Below are 15825 nucleotides of genomic sequence, written 5' to 3' on the forward strand. Positions count from 1 at the left end.
TTTTACTTGAAATACTTAAAGTTCCGAGACCCTGTGTAACCAGAAACTTTTGCTAGTTCCTCTAAGTTTTGGACTCCGCTATAGCTTTTACCATTGACGATCCAAGTGGGGAAACCTTCAATTTTTGCGGCTTTACACAGTTCTGGTTGAGCTTTGAGTCCATCAGGAGCGCACTCTACCTTAATATCATTATTGATTATTTCCTCAGCTTCTTTACCAAAAAGCAGCTTTTGTTCGTGACAGTGAGGACACCAGTAAGCGCTGTATTCTTTTGCACCTACCTTCGCCAGATGCCGTGCTAAGGCTATTTCTGCCTCACCAGAAGTAGTGGTAACTTCCCAACCGAACGCTGGGTTGGGGTTTTCCTTGGGAGTAAAGGTAATTTTTGTGGGTTGTCCAGGAGTTCCAGGTGTAACATCTGATTGATTTACGCCAGCATAGACGCCTAAAGTACCAATCAGCGTTACCATCCCGACAATCAGGGCGGTAAACAAGATTTGTCCAATATCCTCCCAAGTCCGACCGATAATCGTTAGTACTAAAAGACTCACAGAGAACAAAGCTGAACCGATACAGTAAGGACAAATAGCTTTGATTTGAGATGTCAGCACATACATTAAGTAGCCGCTAAAGACAGACATAGCGATCGCACCTACCAGCAGCAGCCACCACGTCCAATTTTCCAATTGTTTGCGGTTATTGTTTTCCCCTGAGTTGAATACCAAGGGAGCCAAAGCCAATATCACCATACTGGTGTATGCCAAAAACCCAAACAAAGCTAATGGCTGACCAAAAACCGTTGCCCAAGGACTGGAAAGCACATCATTACAGCCCTTAGCACCAGCCTGTGCCACACAAGCGGCACTGCCTCCGGTTAACTTTTCTATAGTCAGATAACCTGTGATCAGGGCGCCACATCCAGCGATCGCGGCAATCAATGGACGTGACCATTTATGAATCCAAGGAGTAGAACGACGGCGAATCATAAATATTGGGGAATGGGGATTAGTAATAGTTAGGAGTTTAAGAGTGAGGAGTGAGGAGTGAGGAGTTAAGAATGAGGAGTTAGGAACAATTAGTTTAAAACTCATAACTCATAACTCATAACTCCTAACTTCTAACTCCTAACTCTCTTTCCCCACTTTCTAAGAATGTAACTTCACTTGTTCTGCTGATTTGCTTTCACCTTTGGAGTTCCAATTGCGACGGGCAGCTTCTACGAATTGACTGACGCGAATTGGGTCAATTGGTTGCTCTATGCGTCCATGACGTTTCAGGGAACTGGAAACTATTACACCATCTGCTGCCTGCATCAATGTATCAATATTTTCCCAATTAGCCCCACTCCCGATGAACACTGGCGTGCCCTTTGCTGCGCCACAAGCTAGTTCCAAATCTTCTAAGTTAGGAGGACTACCAGTAGCCCAACCAGATAAAATCACTCCGTCTGCTAAACCCCTTTCAATGGTGTCTTTCACGGCGACTGTGAGATTTGGAGAACTCAAAGGACGGGCGTGTTTTACCAACACATCGGCCAGGATTTTAACATCACAGCCCAACTCCCGTCGATAGCGGAGTAGTTGATGGGCTTCTCCCTCAATTAATCCTTGATCGGTTGCCATCACGCCTGTAAGGACGTTGACGCGGATAAATTGCGCTTGTACACAGCTAGCGATCGCTATTGCACTTTTGGCATCGTTTCGCAATACATTTAAGCCTATAGGCAAAGTCACCAAATTCTGTATTCGCTGCACCACAATGGTCATGGCACTCACAACCACTGGATCGACTTGGTTTTTGGTAAACGGCGCGTCGAAAAAATTTTCGACAATCAGACCGTCAACCCCTCCGCTTGCCAAGGCTACGGCTTCTTGTTCGGCACGGTCAATCACCGCTTTGAGGCTACCTCCCCAACGGGGTGAGGTAGGCAGTGGTAGCAGGTGAACCACGCCAATAATTGGTGAGCGAGTTTTAAATATCTGATATAAGTCCACGTCTTTAATCCGCCTCGCGGAGTCCAGAGTCCAGAATTTTTTGACTATTGAACGCCAATTCAGCACCACTCCCCTGAAGGTCGGGAACCTCTATATAAGAGTGGCTCTTCAACGGGGAAAACCCCGCACGTGACTGGCTCCTTTTGACCCTTGACTCTTGACTTTTCATTAACTAGTCAAATGTGTTTTATGATAGTCGGTTTATTGCCTCTTTCCTCAGATGGAAATTGGCGTGAAACCTCCCATAAGATATGTTAAGATAAAACCTGGCTACAAGAGGAGTTTGCCACTCACTAGACGCAAGGCAGCTTTCCGTGGTTTAGGCGTCTTGTCCGCGCACTGTCGTAGGACTTGCCAATCGCCAGGGTAGCATTACTGCTTTATAGGCGTAGTCGCTTTCGTCGATTTCCCGGAGGGTAGCGACTTCTCACAACAAGCCCTTTGGGCGGCTTCCCGATGGGTAGGTTAACAACGCACACGCTGTGGTAATGTAAAATACCAATAGGCGAATTGTTAAAAAACATTACAAGTGTCAAATGTACCCAAAGACACTTCAATTTACCCTGGGGAACAGATTGATAAAAATATCATAACATGACCTCTATTTTTATTATTGATAGGGTCATAGGTCTACGGGCAGTTGCTGACAGTGAAAATCTGCCATTGCACTGTTATTAGAAGGATAGCGATCGGAAAAAAGCGAAACTAGCGCCAAAATGTTGACTACAAGAAAAAAAATGAAGATATTTTCAAAATATGGGTGACAAGCCAACGATTGCCATTTCTCACCTGGGCTGCGAGAAAAATCGAATTGATACAGAACACATGCTGGGAATGCTCGTAGAAGCAGGCTACGGTGTAGATACAAATGAAGAGTTAGCAGATTACGTTATTGTTAATACTTGTAGTTTTATTGAAGCGGCCCGGCAAGAATCTGTCAGAACTTTAGTAGAACTGGCAGAGGCAAATAAAAAGATCGTAATCACTGGCTGTATGGCGCAACACTTCCAAGAACAACTTTTGGAGGAGTTGCCTGAAGCAGTAGCTGTTGTGGGTACAGGCGATTATCACAAAATTGTAAATGTAATTGAGCGTGTTGAACTTGGTGAGCGGGTCAAACAGGTTAGTATAGAGCCAACCTATATTGCCGACGAAACTACACCGCGCTATCGCACTACAACGGAGGGCGTTGCTTACCTCCGGGTTGCGGAAGGATGTGATTATCGTTGTGCATTTTGTATAATTCCTCATCTTCGAGGAAACCAGCGATCGCGTACTATTGAATCTATCGTCGCTGAAGCGGAGCAGTTAGTTAGTCAAGGGGTAAAGGAAATTATTTTAATTTCCCAAATCACCACTAATTATGGTCTAGATATTTACGGTCAGCCAAAATTAGCCGAATTACTTCGCGCTTTGGGGAAAGTAGATATACCGTGGATCAGAATGCATTACGCTTATCCCACGGGACTGACCCCAGATGTGATAGCGGCCATCCAAGAAACACCGAACGTCCTGCCTTACCTGGATTTGCCCTTGCAGCATTCTCATCCAGAGATTCTCCGTGCCATGAACCGCCCTTGGCAAGGGCGCGTAAATGATGGGATTATAGATCGCATCAAAACGGCACTACCAACAGCCGTATTGCGGACAACATTTATTGTTGGTTTCCCAGGAGAAACACAAGAGCATTTTGAGCATCTACTAGAGTTTGTTCAACGGCATGAATTTGACCATGTTGGTGTCTTCACCTTTTCCTCTGAGGAAGGAACCCCAGCTTACAAGCTACCAAATCAGTTGGCCCAAGAAGTGATGGACGATCGCCGATACCAACTGATGGAAGTCCAGCAACCGATTTCCCAAAAGAAAAATCAACAGGAAGTAGGCAAAATCGTTGATGTCCTGATTGAGCAAGAAAATCCTGAAAGTGGTGAATTAATAGGTCGTTCAGGTAGATTTTCCCCAGAGGTTGATGGTCTGGTGTATGTCAAAGGCCAGGCAAAGTTAGGAACCATCGTGCCAATAGCGATTCACCACGCTGATACATACGACCTCTATGGTCAAGTAGTCAATAACTAAATTGTCCTTTGTCTTTTGTCCTTTGTCTTTTGTTAAATGACCCTTACAGATTCACCCTTATCCCAAGATCAACGCTGCATTAATGGCAGTTTTCATGAGGGTTTACCTGAAGTTCGGGGACTCACTCGTGGGCATAGCTTCTCCAAAACGTTGAGGCTTTGCTATCGCCCTTGGCTGACTAACTAGCCAATAACTAAATGACTAATGACTAATGACTAATGACTAATAACTAATGACTAAATGACTAATCCAAAATCCTTACAAAAAATTTAGGAGATTTAATGACTCTTTCATTCCAAGAATTAGGCATTTCCCAAGAACGTGTCGAACAACTAGAAAAAATTGGTTTTACTGAACCAACTAACATTCAAGTGCAAGCAATTCCCCAATTGCTAGCTGGTCGTGATGTGGTAGGTCAATCTCAAACTGGAACAGGCAAAACGGCGGCATTTTCTCTGCCAATTTTAGAACGGCTAGATATTAATCAAAGAGCCGTGCAAGCCATCGTTTTAACACCAACTCGTGAATTAGCGATGCAAGTTCACGATGCGATCGCCCAATTCATCGGCGATGAAGGATTGCGGGTGTTAGCAATCTACGGTGGTCAATCAATTGACCGCCAGATGCTACAACTCAGACGTGGCGTTCACATGGTTGTGGGCACCCCAGGACGGGTGATCGATTTACTCGATCGCGGCTGTTTAAAGCTCGATCAAGTGAAATGGTTTGTGTTGGATGAAGCTGATGAAATGTTGAGCATGGGCTTTATCGACGATGTGATCAAAATCCTCTCACAAGCGCCCGTAGATCGCCAAACAGCTTTATTCTCGGCAACAATGCCACCATCGATTCGGATGTTGGTGAATAAGTTCTTGCGATCGCCTGCAACTGTCACCGTCGAGCAGCCAAAAGCCGCTCCCAACAAGATTAATCAAGTAGCTTACTTGATCCCCCGCCATTGGACAAAAGCCAAAGCTTTACAGCCGATTCTGGAAATGGAAGATCCAGAAACAGCTTTAATCTTTGTCCGCACTAGACGCACAGCCGCCGAACTCACCAGTCAGTTACAAGGCGCTGGTCACAGTGTCGATGAATACCACGGTGACTTGTCTCAACAAGCACGGGAACGGTTATTAGTCAGATTCCGTAACCGTCAAGTCCGTTGGGTAGTAGCAACTGATATTGCAGCACGAGGGTTAGATGTCGATCAACTCTCCCATGTAATCAACTTCGACTTACCCGATAGCGTAGAAACCTACGTCCATCGCATTGGTCGTACTGGTCGTGCTGGTAAAGAAGGAACAGCAATTTCTTTAGTACAACCATTTGAGCGGCGCAAGCAGCAAACATTTGAACGTCATAATCGCCAAAGTTGGCAATTGCTGACGATTCCTACACGCGCACAAATTGAAGCACGGCACATCCTGAAATTGCAAGAACTGGTGCGAGAAGCTTTGACAGGTGAGCGTTTGGCTTCATTCTTGCCAATTGTCAGCGAACTGATTGAAGAATACGATGCTCAAGCGATTGCCGCCGCCGCATTACAAATCGCTTACGATCAAACTCGCCCTGCTTGGTTGAACTCAGACGTAGAAATTCCCCAAGAGGAATCTTCTGCTCCCAAACCAAGACTCGGCAAACGTCGTGAATCTTCCAGCGATCGCCCCCGTTCTGCATGGAAATCAGATAGTAACAATGGTGAAGAAAGACATTCTTCTCCCAAGCCAAAACTGCGGACAAGTGGACAGGATTCTTCTGTATCTCCTAGTAAAAAGATAGGTTCACCTACAGCTAGAGAATCAGCTTCTTAGTCAACATTTAGAAGTTAATCAATTTTGGATTTTAGATTTTTAGATTTTTCTGCAATCCAAAATCCAAATATAAAATTGGAGAGTTGAGAGTTAAGAGTCAAGATTTTGGCTTTGGCTCTTGACTTTTTGGTTTTGCAAGATAACGACAAACTGACACTACCAGACTTACTACCAGTTTGAGAGCTAGTAGTGTCAGAAATTTGGCCTCCTGTGTTTGAGTAGTTCAAAACTACTACAGCCAAGGACGACTAACTAGTTCTAATTCTCCAATTTCATCCTCGCTCAATTTCCAGCCTAAAGCACCAGCATTCTGCCGTACTTGTTCGGCTGTCTTTACCCCAGCAATGGGAATAACGTTACCCTGAGCAATTAACCAGTTGAGAGCAACTTGAGCAGGGGTGCGATCGTATTTTTCCCCGAAGTTGCGTAACAAAGATATGACTGGGGCAATTTTTTGCAGACCTTCTTTCTTAAATCGCGGGTCTATTTTTCTCGCACCAGTGGGGATTTCAGCATTATTAATACTGTACTTACCTGTGAGTAATCCCTGTGCTAAAGGACTATATGCCAAGATAGTCACACCCAACTCACGCGCAGTTGCCAAAATACCTTTGCTTTCAATTTGGCGACTGAGTAAAGAATAACGCACTTGGTTTACAGTCAAAGGCACTCCCCGATCCGCTAATATTTGATGTGCATCCCGCATTTGCTCTGCTGAGTAATTACTTACACCGACTGCCGCAATTCTGCCCCGCTTCACTTCATCAGCTAGGGCATTCATCAAAGTTTTTTGACTTAAAAAGAAGGCAAAAGGCCAATGCACTTGGTACAGGGCGATCCGCTCAAGTTGTAGCCGTTTGAGGCTGGCTGTTAAAGCATCAGAGACGGATTGGGCTGTAAATCGCCACGGTACGGGCCCAAATTTTGTGGCGATTTGTACAGGTTGTTTTGTCTGTTGCAGAAATTGCCCTAAAAATTCCTCGCTCTTTCCCATTCCGTAGATTTCGGCAGTATCAAAGAATGTAATCCCAGCTTCTAAGGCTGCGGTAAAGGCTTCTTGTAACTGTTCTGGGCCGTAGCGATCACCATAATTCCAAAATAGTTTATCACCCCAAGCCCAAGTGCCTATGCACAAGGGTGTAACAGATGGGCCATTTTGCCCCAATGTAATGTTTTCCACGGTTGCAAAATTTAGTTTATTTACATTTCTTTACTTTTATAGTGTATCGTTACAGACAAGATTGGGTGCGATCGTCACCACTTGACTGCAAATCTTGTGGTGTCGCAGCTACGCCCGTCGTAGACATTGCGCCTTGCATAACAATTTAAAACCTGAATCAAAGGCGCATAAACAAGATCCCCGACTTCTTCGAGAAGTCGGGGATCTGTGGGTCGCAATTCTCACAAATCAAATAGGATTGCTATAGTTGAGTGTATTTACTTGTATTTATGAATTAGATGATTTATCCTGCTTGGCTTTTTTGATTAATTCCATGTAGACATTAATCTCACTAATTTCTACATCATGCTCAACTCTGGTTACTTTCCATCTTTCCTTTTTTAGGTAAACTTCCTCTCCTACTCTGGGAGTAAATTGAAGGTCGTAGAATTTTTTGAGAAAATCTTTTTGATTTTCTTCCCATAATATTACTTTGACTGGTTCTTTACTCATTACTTATGCCTTTTTGGTTACTGGATGAAGCTAAGTAGTTTGATGACATACATACGGCAAGTTTATCTTACTAATTCAATGGAATAGCGTAGTTAAAACCACATTTTCATAATGTTTAAACTTACCTGTGTAATGATTACGGAGACTACAATTCCAGACTCTTGAACCAACTCAAATCTCTGTAATCCAATGTCCAAACACTAGTGTCATAAAGTTGAGCTACCGCTACAACAGACGCATCTTCTAAAGTTCCTTGCCAGTCTGGTATCTGGCGACCATGCTGTAAATTTCCTGAAACATTTCCATGTTCACTGGTACAGTCACTGTGTTCTCACTTGCTTCCTGTACAACACTTGATGGGTTATGCTCTGGGTGATCTTTTAAGTATTGGTCAAGTTGTGTCCACAACTCATCAGTAATATATAGTGTGCGTTTCATTTTTTCAGCCTCTGGAGGTACAACACTAGTTGTACTCTCATTGTAATTGCTGGAGTGCGATCACTATTTTTAGCTAGTTCCTGCTCAATGTTGGGTTCAGTCTTTGTTTAAGCTTTTTGACTTTTATTCTGATCGTGAGAATTCAACCGAATTTTATGGGAATACTTATAAATAGTTCTATCTTCTCTAAATAAGTAAATATGGGCTTTTTTAACAAATTTGCAGCAACGTTTGAGGAGTCTAGACAATTTCTAAAAAGAAGTCTAGAAGAATACATAATGTTTAGTTCAGAAGCTAAACAGTTGACTTTGACCAAAAAAATGGTTTTACTTCTCTGTCAACAAGCCGAATCTAGAGTTGAACAATTAAAAAGCTTAGAACCACACTCTGAGCAGGGACTGATTGCGACAATAGAGTACAATAAAATTCAAGTAAAATTACATTTTACTCCTGAAAAAATAACTCTTAATAAAGATTGCATTGAAGGTGAACTTCGCTTATTGAACCCTCCTCAATTTGAGACTGAAGCGATAGTTTACCGTCACCTCATTGCAGGTTGGACAAGATTTTTGGGAGGTAAATTGCCCAATGGAACTTTACCAAAAGAGGTTAGAATTGAAAATAATAAGGTCTATTATACTCTTCCTCGAAATGAATTGCAGCTTTTAGATTCTCTTTTCCCTAGTCTTGAAAATGGTTCTACTTTGATAACTAAGCTTCAACAAGGAGAATTAACTATTGAAACTTCAGTAGCTTTGAGTTGGAATAATTTTAAGCTTCAAAATTTGCTTCAAGTTCTGAATCTGAAATAAGAATAAAAATAGAGAATTAATTTGTATTTTACTTTTAATAATAGCCAGGACTGAGTAAGGGAAATGCAAAGTATTGGCTCAATACTTTATCCATTCCCCAGGCTCATCCGAGCAAAAAAAAGCTGACAGCATTGGCTCTCAAAACCATTGATATGGCTTGTTTATCGTTTAATACGCTTCAGTTTAGGACTTCTTTCTTATCTTTGCGTCCTTTGCGGTAGCCTGCGGCAAGCCGCTCCGCGTCTACGTTAAAAAAATTGACTTTGGCAAAGAGTTTTAGCCTTAACTGAACTGTATTGAATTAGTAATTCATTCAATTTTCAGTCTATGTGTTTTGCTGTCCAGCTTGCTGAACAGCTTCTATATCAACATTGAGATGTTGAGCAATCTGCTCCATACTCATCCCTGTTTGTAGTAACAGAGGTACCGTAAGTTTCAACATTTCAGCTTTCTGTTCTTCTCGACCTTCTTCTCGACCTTCTTCTCGACCCTCGGCTTTCGCTTCTTGATAAACCCTTGTTTGCTCTAAAGTCAATCCCAGCATAGCTTCAACTTCCTCTCTACTCAAGGTCGAAAACTTATAAACGGCGATTGTGGTTATGATGTCCAGTATTTCGTTTTTCGGCAGTGTGTCCGTTTCTTCTAATTTTACCCGCTCAATCAATTGCTTTGCTTGCTCTGCCATCACTTCATCCGATGCTAGAGTCAACTGCATCAAGTTGATGCCTATTGGCTGCTGATTAGTCGCGCCTAACTCATCTAAATAGATTCGCTGCACTTGGTCGCTGTTGAGAAATATTCGATGAGTTTTTTGATCCCTTGGTTCTACAGAGCGTGATGAAAAAATTACCACACAGAAGCAGTCATCGTACTGAGAACAATTCCGGTTCAGGTACATCAGCGACTCAGTAAAGAACCGATGATAAAGTGCTTCATCTTTTTGGAATTGAACTTCAGCAAAAAAGATTACCCTGGATGTTGCATCCTCTGGAGGTAAAAATACACCATCCATGCGAAAAGCAGTTTCTTTGACTTCAACTGATTCAAATCGATAGTTTTGCCCTTGCAGAGGAGGATTATCAACCAGCTCAAAGAGTAACCCAGGAAAACGTTTAAAAATTTGATAGTAAATGGAGTCTCGTTTCACTACTTCATCCTAAAAACCTGATTTCTCACAAGCCATCAAAATTAATCCTAAATTGGCTGAAGCATACACTAATCGAGGTGTATAATTTCTTGCCAAATGAGTGCGATGTCTGTGGCAGGCGAAGCCATCGCAACTTCCACTTTTCATTCGCTGATTTTGAGCGAGTAGGGTTTATCTTTATTTAAAGAGAGAGAGATTAAATCCGATAAACTATACGAAAAAGTAGCTATGGCAAGCGGTGAAGTATTTGATACCAAAACAAAATCCCTATCTGTGCCAAGGGTAAACCTGCTGACCATGTTCCGGCTGGGTTTATTTCAGATGGGATTGAGCATGATGTCTATCTTGACTCTGGGCGTACTCAACAGAGTCATGATTCAAGAAATAGCAATTCCGGCGACGCTGGTATCAGTTGTTCTAGCACTGCCTTTATTTGTTGCTCCTTCCCGTATCTGGTTTGGTCAGATTTCCGACGCCAAGCCGTTATGGGGATACCACCGCACAGCTTATGTTTGGGTGGGCGCAGCAATATTTGCGATCGCAGCATTTTTAGCTGTACAAGTAATGTGGCAGATGAATCTTGCTGGAAATAGTGCAGGTACTTGGGTATGGACAACCCAAACAATCGGCTGGACAGCACTTTTGGCTTTAGTTTTCGCTATATACGGTCTAGGAATTTGTGCTAGCGGTACTGCTTTTGCTGCTTTGTTGGTGGATATATCTGAAGAAGATAACCGTTCTAAAGTAGTTGGTGTGGTTTGGTCGATGCTAATGGTGGGGATTATTGTCGGCGCAATTATCAGTGCTAGCTTACTGAAACAGTTAACACCAGAAGCAACTGTAGAAACCTTGCAGCCAGCAATTAACCGATTGTTTACTATCGTCCCAGCAATTGTATTTGCTTTAGCGATCGCAGCAACATTCGGCGTAGAAAAAAAATACTCTCAATACTCAACCCGTTCCACACTGGTGAACCGGGAAGACAGCATTACTCTAGGCAATGCTTGGAAAATCTTGACCGCTAGCCCACAAACAGGTATATTTTTCACCTTTTTACTGGTGATGACTATCAGTTTGTTTATGCAAGACCCGGTTTTAGAACCTTATGCGGGTCAAGTGTTTAAAATGCCCTTAGCGGAAAGTACCAAATTAAATATTTTTTATGGAACGGGTCTACTGATTGCCTACGGGGTTACGGGCTTTTACATTGTCCCGCGTTTGGGTAAGCGCAGAACTGCACGTCTAGGTTGTATGTTGGTAGCATTCTGTGCAATCTTGCTAGGTATCTCAGGATTCACAGCTAATGTAGCAGTTCTCAAACTAAGTTTGGTCTTGTTCGGTTTAGCCACAGGTTTCTTAACTACAGCAGCAATTAGCTTGATGTTGGATCTTACCGCAGCAGAAGCCGCAGGTACGTTTATTGGGGCATGGGGATTAGCGCAGTCCCTTTCTAGAGGTGTGGCGGTAGTCATCGGAGGTACAGTTTTGGATATTGGACGCAAGGTGTTACCAAGTTTAGAGTTAGCTTATGGACTGGTATTTGCCCTAGAAGCCGTGGGAATGGTGCTGTCGATTTGGTTTCTGAATCGGGTGAACATTACAGAATTTCAAACAAGTACCAAACAAGCGATCGCTTCAGTTTTAGAAAGCGATTTAAACTAAACTGTATAGGGCATGGGGCATTGGGCATGAGACAAATGACCAATGACCAATGACAAATGACAAATGACTAATAACCAATGAATGATTTTTGGACAACAATTCTAGATTTTGCCCAAACTACTACTACCAGGGTGGGTAAGCAGCTAATGCAAGATTTTGGGCAAGTACAGGCTTCCCAAAAAGCTGATGGAAGTTTGGTGACGCAAGCAGATAAATGGGCAGATCAGGAAATTCGGGATGCGATCGCTTATACTTTCTCTGGTTACGGCATTTTGAGCGAAGAAAGCGATCAGTCATTTCCCGGTACTGAGTGGTGCTGGGTAATTGATCCTCTTGATGGTACAACCAACTTTACACGTGGTATTCCCATCTGGACAATATCTCTGGGTTTACTGTATCGAGGTACACCCATTTTCGGTTATGTTTACGCACCAACCTTGAATCAAGCTTTTCATGGTTTCTGGGCAGGTTCATCTGGTTTAGCAACACCAACAGGAGCATTTCTCAACCACCACCCCATCCACGCTAGTATTGATAGTCCCAGCAATAATCACTTTTTTAACCTCTGTTCCCGTAGTACCGCAGCTATCAAAAACGGCTTTCCTTGCAAAATTCGGATGTTGGGTGTAGCTAGCTATAATTTTTTGACAGTTGCTACTGGGGCTACTCTCGGTGGGATTGAGGCGACACCAAAAGTTTGGGACTTAGCCGGGGCTTGGGTAATTGTCCAAGCTGCTGGTGGGGTATGGTCATCGCTGAAGTCAGAACCGTTTCCGTTGTCACCGGGAGAAGATTATAGCGATCGCTCTTTTCCCACCCTTGTGGTTAGTCGTCCCGAATTAGTTCCAGTATTTCAACCTTTTCTCGAAGGCGTAAAAATTTAATTTGCAGCTCCTCGTCCTGAAAACAGTGATTTGATTTTGTCAACTAGCCTAGTGGAGAATTGCATACTCGACATTAAACTTAACAAAACCCTAGTTAAACAAAGAATTGAGTATAAATAAAGCTAGTAATAATCCTGATTTCAGTGCAAAACCAGTGTAGTTATTAATTTAAGTAGTGTTGTGGCTTTCATCACACTGGTTAATTTAGTATAAAAAATTTTATGTTGTCTAATCTAGATTTAATTCGAGAGTTTGTGCAAAACTCTATCCAGAAAAAAGACGTTTTGTTGTCAAATCATGTTTTGACAGCGCAAACAGTTTATAAAACCAACCAATTAACAGCAAAATCTGAAGGCGTAATTGCCACTGCTCAACTATCTAACACCCTATCGGAATTCTCGATTTCTCCAAAATCAACCCAGTGGGAATTGATAAATCAGGCATTAGCAGAATCTAGTTATATCCTCAAAGGAGAAGTAGATAGTCGGGGTTTCTATCAGTATCAATACTGCGAAGTTCCTAAAGGCTATGAGATGCACTGTACTAAATCTGTACTTCTATGGCGAGCTTGGTGGAAATATCGTAAGTATACTTCAAAACTAGGGATTCCCTTGGAACTTCTAATCAGGAGGCGGGATTCATGGTATCCAATCCGAGATTTAATTATTAGTGATGGACTTGTTTATATCAAAACTTTAGGAAGCGAGATCGCGCTTGATTCAGAAGACTTGGTTACTTGGTTAAGCAAAATTGATGTAACCAAAATTAAAGAAATACCTAGTACAGAGACACAAGTGTGAAGAAAAATGCAAGGACTTTGGCTCGAAAATCACCAGTTGCAGCTACGTACAGATATTCCCATTCCTGAACCACCACCAGGAGAAGCTTTGATACGCGTCTTGCGTGCGGGTATCTGTAACACTGATTTGGAACTACTTAGAGGCTACTATCCCTACACCGGTATTTTGGGGCATGAATTTGTCGGCATTGTCGAACAAGGGCCAGAACACTTAGTTAACCAACGCGTAGTTGGAGAAATCAACGCTGTGTGTGGGCATTGTCGATTTTGTCGTAGTGGACAACCAACTCACTGCGAAAATCGTACAGTTCTGGGTATTGTCAACCGCAACGGAGCATTTAGTGAATATCTTTGTTTGCCGGTAGAGAACCTGCATCCCGTACCTGATAATGTGCCGACAGAAGTAGCAACATTTACTGAACCTTTAGCAGCAGCTTTGGAAATCCAGCAGCAAGTGCTATTGCATCCAAACCATCGGGTGCTAGTGGTTGGAGATGGCAAACTAGGGCAGTTGGTAGCGCAGACACTAGCTCTAACTGGCTGTGAACTCTTAGCTGTGGGGCGTCATCGAGACAAACTGGCTAACTTAGAAGCACGGGGGATAAAAACGAGTCTAGCTGACGCTGTTACAGATGGATATTTCGATATCTCAGTAGAATGCACTGGCAACCCAGAAGGATTTGCGATCGCCCGCCGCGCTCTACGTCCCCGTGGTACTCTTGTACTGAAAAGTACTTATGCTGGCAACCTCAGCCTAGATGCTTCTTCTTTAGTAGTAGATGAAATCACTCTCATCGGTTCCCGTTGTGGCCCCTTTAGCCCAGCCCTCCAGCTACTAGCCACAGGAAAAGTTGACGTGCAACCCCTGATTCATGCCACTTACCCCCTCATTGAAGGGCTTGCAGCTTTTGAACACGCCCAGAGTCGCGGTGTTTTAAAAATATTGCTGGAAATTGGTCATTTGTCATTTGTCATTGGGCATTGGGTATGGGTTATTGCCCTTTTCCCCTTGTCTCCCTCATTTTCCCCAGTCCCCACTTCCTAATATAGATAAGGATTAGTCTTCGGTTGATAGTCAAGACAATTGATCGCTTCTTCTGTATTGGCAATAGATGGGCGTACAGTACATTTAAGACGGTAATTGTCAGTAAAAAATTGGCAACCACTACAGGGGATTTGATGCATTTGCTTGGCTGTAGCCACGCTATCTCGCGCCGCCGTCCAGAGACTCAAAACAACGAGAATAGTTACAGTCCAAGCAGTGATAAAGCATATTGGGATTAACAAAGGTTGAATCGCATGAAGGAGGAAAAATATCACTTCTAACACAGTATGTCCTGATACAAATTAGGAATTAGAAGTATATTAACTCTTAATTCCTAATTTCCGACTATATATTTAAATACCAGCATGACCAAGAGCTAAACCTGTTACTAGCATTCCTAGCACAAGAAAAGGTTGAGCGCTGGCTTGGTACTTAACATCATTCTTCACGGGATCGCGCAGGAAATACATATCCTGCAAGGTGATTTGCGGGATGATTAACAGTACTAGTATTGTTGCATACAAATTCTCATGGATGCTGACAAGATAAGCTGCGATCAATCCTTGAAAGACATCAATGGTCACTACACAAATCCATGCCGCAGTGGTGATACCAAACATTACGGGTAATGAATTTAATCCTAACTGGCGATCGCCTTCTACACTCTTAAAGTCATTGACAATGGCAATACCTAATCCAGCCAAACTGTAGAACATTGTCAAAACTACAATTGTGGAATTGAGATCGCCAAACAAAGCGTGTCCTGTAGACCAAGGTAGGGTTATATAGCTTGCACCCAAGGCATAACTACCTAGCCAGCCGTTTTGCTTGAGTTTCAGGGGAGGTGCAGAATAAATATAGGCGATGAAGGAACCGATAATTGCGATCGCTGTAATAGTCGGGAATTCATGACCAGACCACACATCTAACACAAAGGCCAAACCAATACCAGCAATCAGTAGTACCCAAATCTGAATAATTACCTGTGGTAGGGGAATTGCCCCAGAGGGAATCGGGCGATAGGGTTCATTGATGGCATCGATTTCGCGATCGTAGTAATCATTGAGGATTTGGGTGTAACCTGTCATCAATGGTCCAGCCAGCAGCATACAGGTTAATACTTTCAACACATTTTCCAGTGTCCAAGTATAGTTACCCGAAGAAGCCGCACCACAGATTACGCCCCAAATTAGGGGAATCCAGGTAATCGGCTTCATTAGCTGCAAACGAATTTTCCAAATTGAAGTTTCCCCAGCAGATGCACCTTTCATTCCCAACAGCTGCCTAGTTTTCGCATTGCGATCGGCGGATGCTATTGCTTGATCATTGGGATTATTTACCACTGAGTCTAATGCCTCAGATGGGTTAGGGTCTGGGGTAATGGGAGTTGATTCTGACATAATTTTTACTGATTAATTAGGCATTGGGCATTGGGGAGGCAGTGACGGGTACGCAGGGGTCTCCCCAAGTGGAGCAACTGCCGTC

15 protein-coding genes are annotated in these 15825 nt (G+C 43.0%); 7 read left to right on the forward strand and 8 right to left on the reverse strand.

The annotated features are described in order from the left end of the window. Positions 1 to 2: 2 nt before the first annotated feature. Both HWQ43_RS18560 and btpA read right to left on the reverse strand, forming a co-directional pair. Complete coding sequence (locus HWQ43_RS18560) at positions 3 to 986, reverse strand: vitamin K epoxide reductase family protein (RefSeq protein WP_292736827.1); 984 nt, start codon at positions 984 to 986, stop codon at positions 3 to 5. A 159-nt stretch (positions 987 to 1145) separates the two neighbouring features. Beyond that, a complete protein-coding gene (btpA, locus tag HWQ43_RS18565) occupies positions 1146 to 1994 on the reverse strand; it encodes a photosystem I biogenesis protein BtpA (protein WP_292736752.1) in 849 nt (282 codons plus the stop codon). A 756-nt stretch (positions 1995 to 2750) separates the two neighbouring features. On the opposite strand from btpA, the gene rimO reads away from it, so the two are divergent. Both rimO and HWQ43_RS18575 read left to right on the forward strand, forming a co-directional pair. Next, the gene (rimO, locus tag HWQ43_RS18570) at positions 2751 to 4070 is read left to right on the forward strand and encodes a 30S ribosomal protein S12 methylthiotransferase RimO (protein ID WP_292736754.1); all 1320 of its coding nucleotides are present in this window, start codon (positions 2751 to 2753) and stop codon (positions 4068 to 4070) included. A gap of 281 nt (positions 4071 to 4351) precedes the next feature. Further along, on the forward strand, positions 4352 to 5881 hold the full coding sequence (locus tag HWQ43_RS18575; RefSeq protein ID WP_292736755.1) for a DEAD/DEAH box helicase: 1530 nt from the start codon (positions 4352 to 4354) through the stop codon (positions 5879 to 5881). Positions 5882 to 6113: 232 nt separating this feature from the next. Here the strand turns inward: HWQ43_RS18575 and HWQ43_RS18580 are convergent, their stop codons facing one another. The 3 genes from HWQ43_RS18580 to HWQ43_RS18590 form a co-directional block, all read right to left on the reverse strand. Then, the gene (locus HWQ43_RS18580) at positions 6114 to 7061 is read right to left on the reverse strand and encodes an aldo/keto reductase (RefSeq protein WP_292736757.1); all 948 of its coding nucleotides are present in this window, start codon (positions 7059 to 7061) and stop codon (positions 6114 to 6116) included. Between the two features lie 267 nt (positions 7062 to 7328). Continuing rightward, positions 7329 to 7553, reverse strand: a complete 225-nt coding sequence (locus HWQ43_RS18585; RefSeq protein WP_292736759.1) for a hypothetical protein — start codon at positions 7551 to 7553, stop codon at positions 7329 to 7331. Positions 7554 to 7796: 243 nt separating this feature from the next. After that, on the reverse strand, positions 7797 to 7991 hold the full coding sequence (locus HWQ43_RS18590; RefSeq protein ID WP_292736761.1) for a hypothetical protein: 195 nt from the start codon (positions 7989 to 7991) through the stop codon (positions 7797 to 7799). A 278-nt stretch (positions 7992 to 8269) separates the two neighbouring features. Here HWQ43_RS18590 and HWQ43_RS18595 point away from each other — a divergent pair, with 278 nt between their 5' ends. Then, a complete protein-coding gene (locus HWQ43_RS18595; protein WP_292736763.1) occupies positions 8270 to 8803 on the forward strand; it encodes a hypothetical protein in 534 nt (177 codons plus the stop codon). Positions 8804 to 9128: 325 nt separating this feature from the next. Here HWQ43_RS18595 and HWQ43_RS18600 read toward each other — a convergent pair whose 3' ends face one another. After that, on the reverse strand, positions 9129 to 9950 hold the full coding sequence (locus tag HWQ43_RS18600; protein ID WP_292736765.1) for an Rpn family recombination-promoting nuclease/putative transposase: 822 nt from the start codon (positions 9948 to 9950) through the stop codon (positions 9129 to 9131). Between the two features lie 228 nt (positions 9951 to 10178). On the opposite strand from HWQ43_RS18600, the gene HWQ43_RS18605 reads away from it, so the two are divergent. From HWQ43_RS18605 to HWQ43_RS18620, 4 genes are all read left to right on the forward strand, one after another. Continuing rightward, on the forward strand, positions 10179 to 11612 hold the full coding sequence (locus tag HWQ43_RS18605) for a BCD family MFS transporter (RefSeq protein ID WP_292736767.1): 1434 nt from the start codon (positions 10179 to 10181) through the stop codon (positions 11610 to 11612). A 77-nt stretch (positions 11613 to 11689) separates the two neighbouring features. After that, positions 11690 to 12496 (forward strand): inositol monophosphatase family protein, encoded by an 807-nt coding sequence (locus tag HWQ43_RS18610; protein ID WP_292736769.1) that lies wholly within the window; start codon positions 11690 to 11692, stop codon positions 12494 to 12496. Positions 12497 to 12717: 221 nt separating this feature from the next. After that, the gene (locus HWQ43_RS18615) at positions 12718 to 13296 is read left to right on the forward strand and encodes a hypothetical protein (RefSeq protein WP_292736771.1); all 579 of its coding nucleotides are present in this window, start codon (positions 12718 to 12720) and stop codon (positions 13294 to 13296) included. 6 nt (positions 13297 to 13302) lie between these two features. After that, positions 13303 to 14340: an alcohol dehydrogenase catalytic domain-containing protein gene (locus HWQ43_RS18620; protein ID WP_292736773.1), complete on the forward strand. Its 1038-nt coding sequence runs from the start codon at positions 13303 to 13305 to the stop codon at positions 14338 to 14340. On the opposite strand, the gene HWQ43_RS18625 is transcribed toward HWQ43_RS18620, so the two are convergent. Both HWQ43_RS18625 and chlG read right to left on the reverse strand, forming a co-directional pair. Next, positions 14337 to 14624 carry a hypothetical protein gene (locus HWQ43_RS18625; protein WP_292736775.1) on the reverse strand — a complete coding sequence of 96 codons (288 nt, stop codon included), beginning with the start codon at positions 14622 to 14624 and terminating at the stop codon, positions 14337 to 14339. The two genes, HWQ43_RS18620 and HWQ43_RS18625, sit on opposite strands and share 4 nt — an antisense overlap. Before the next feature lie 69 nt (positions 14625 to 14693). Next, positions 14694 to 15740 (reverse strand): chlorophyll synthase ChlG, encoded by a 1047-nt coding sequence (gene chlG / locus HWQ43_RS18630; protein ID WP_292736777.1) that lies wholly within the window; start codon positions 15738 to 15740, stop codon positions 14694 to 14696. Between the last annotated feature and the right edge of the window lie 85 nt (positions 15741 to 15825).

Source organism: Nostoc sp. JL31 (assembly GCF_017114965.1).
GTDB lineage: Bacteria > Cyanobacteriota > Cyanobacteriia > Cyanobacteriales > Nostocaceae > Nostoc > Nostoc punctiforme_A.

Bases quoted from the DNA above. Each gene is read 5' to 3' on its own strand.
- chlG (WP_292736777.1), bottom strand. From the start codon at position 15,740: ATGTCAGAATCAACTCCCATTACCCCAGACCCTAACCCATCTGAGGCA.
- HWQ43_RS18620 (WP_292736773.1), top strand. From the start codon at position 13,303: ATGCAAGGACTTTGGCTCGAAAATCACCAGTTGCAGCTACGTACAGAT.
- HWQ43_RS18615 (WP_292736771.1), top strand. From the start codon at position 12,718: ATGTTGTCTAATCTAGATTTAATTCGAGAGTTTGTGCAAAACTCTATC.
- HWQ43_RS18560 (WP_292736827.1), bottom strand. From the start codon at position 986: ATGATTCGCCGTCGTTCTACTCCTTGGATTCATAAATGGTCACGTCCA.
- rimO (WP_292736754.1), top strand. From the start codon at position 2,751: ATGGGTGACAAGCCAACGATTGCCATTTCTCACCTGGGCTGCGAGAAA.
- HWQ43_RS18610 (WP_292736769.1), top strand. From the start codon at position 11,690: ATGAATGATTTTTGGACAACAATTCTAGATTTTGCCCAAACTACTACT.
- HWQ43_RS18595 (WP_292736763.1), top strand. From the start codon at position 8,270: ATGTTTAGTTCAGAAGCTAAACAGTTGACTTTGACCAAAAAAATGGTT.
- HWQ43_RS18585 (WP_292736759.1), bottom strand. From the start codon at position 7,553: ATGAGTAAAGAACCAGTCAAAGTAATATTATGGGAAGAAAATCAAAAA.
- HWQ43_RS18590 (WP_292736761.1), bottom strand. From the start codon at position 7,991: ATGAAACGCACACTATATATTACTGATGAGTTGTGGACACAACTTGAC.
- HWQ43_RS18575 (WP_292736755.1), top strand. From the start codon at position 4,352: ATGACTCTTTCATTCCAAGAATTAGGCATTTCCCAAGAACGTGTCGAA.
- HWQ43_RS18605 (WP_292736767.1), top strand. From the start codon at position 10,179: ATGGCAAGCGGTGAAGTATTTGATACCAAAACAAAATCCCTATCTGTG.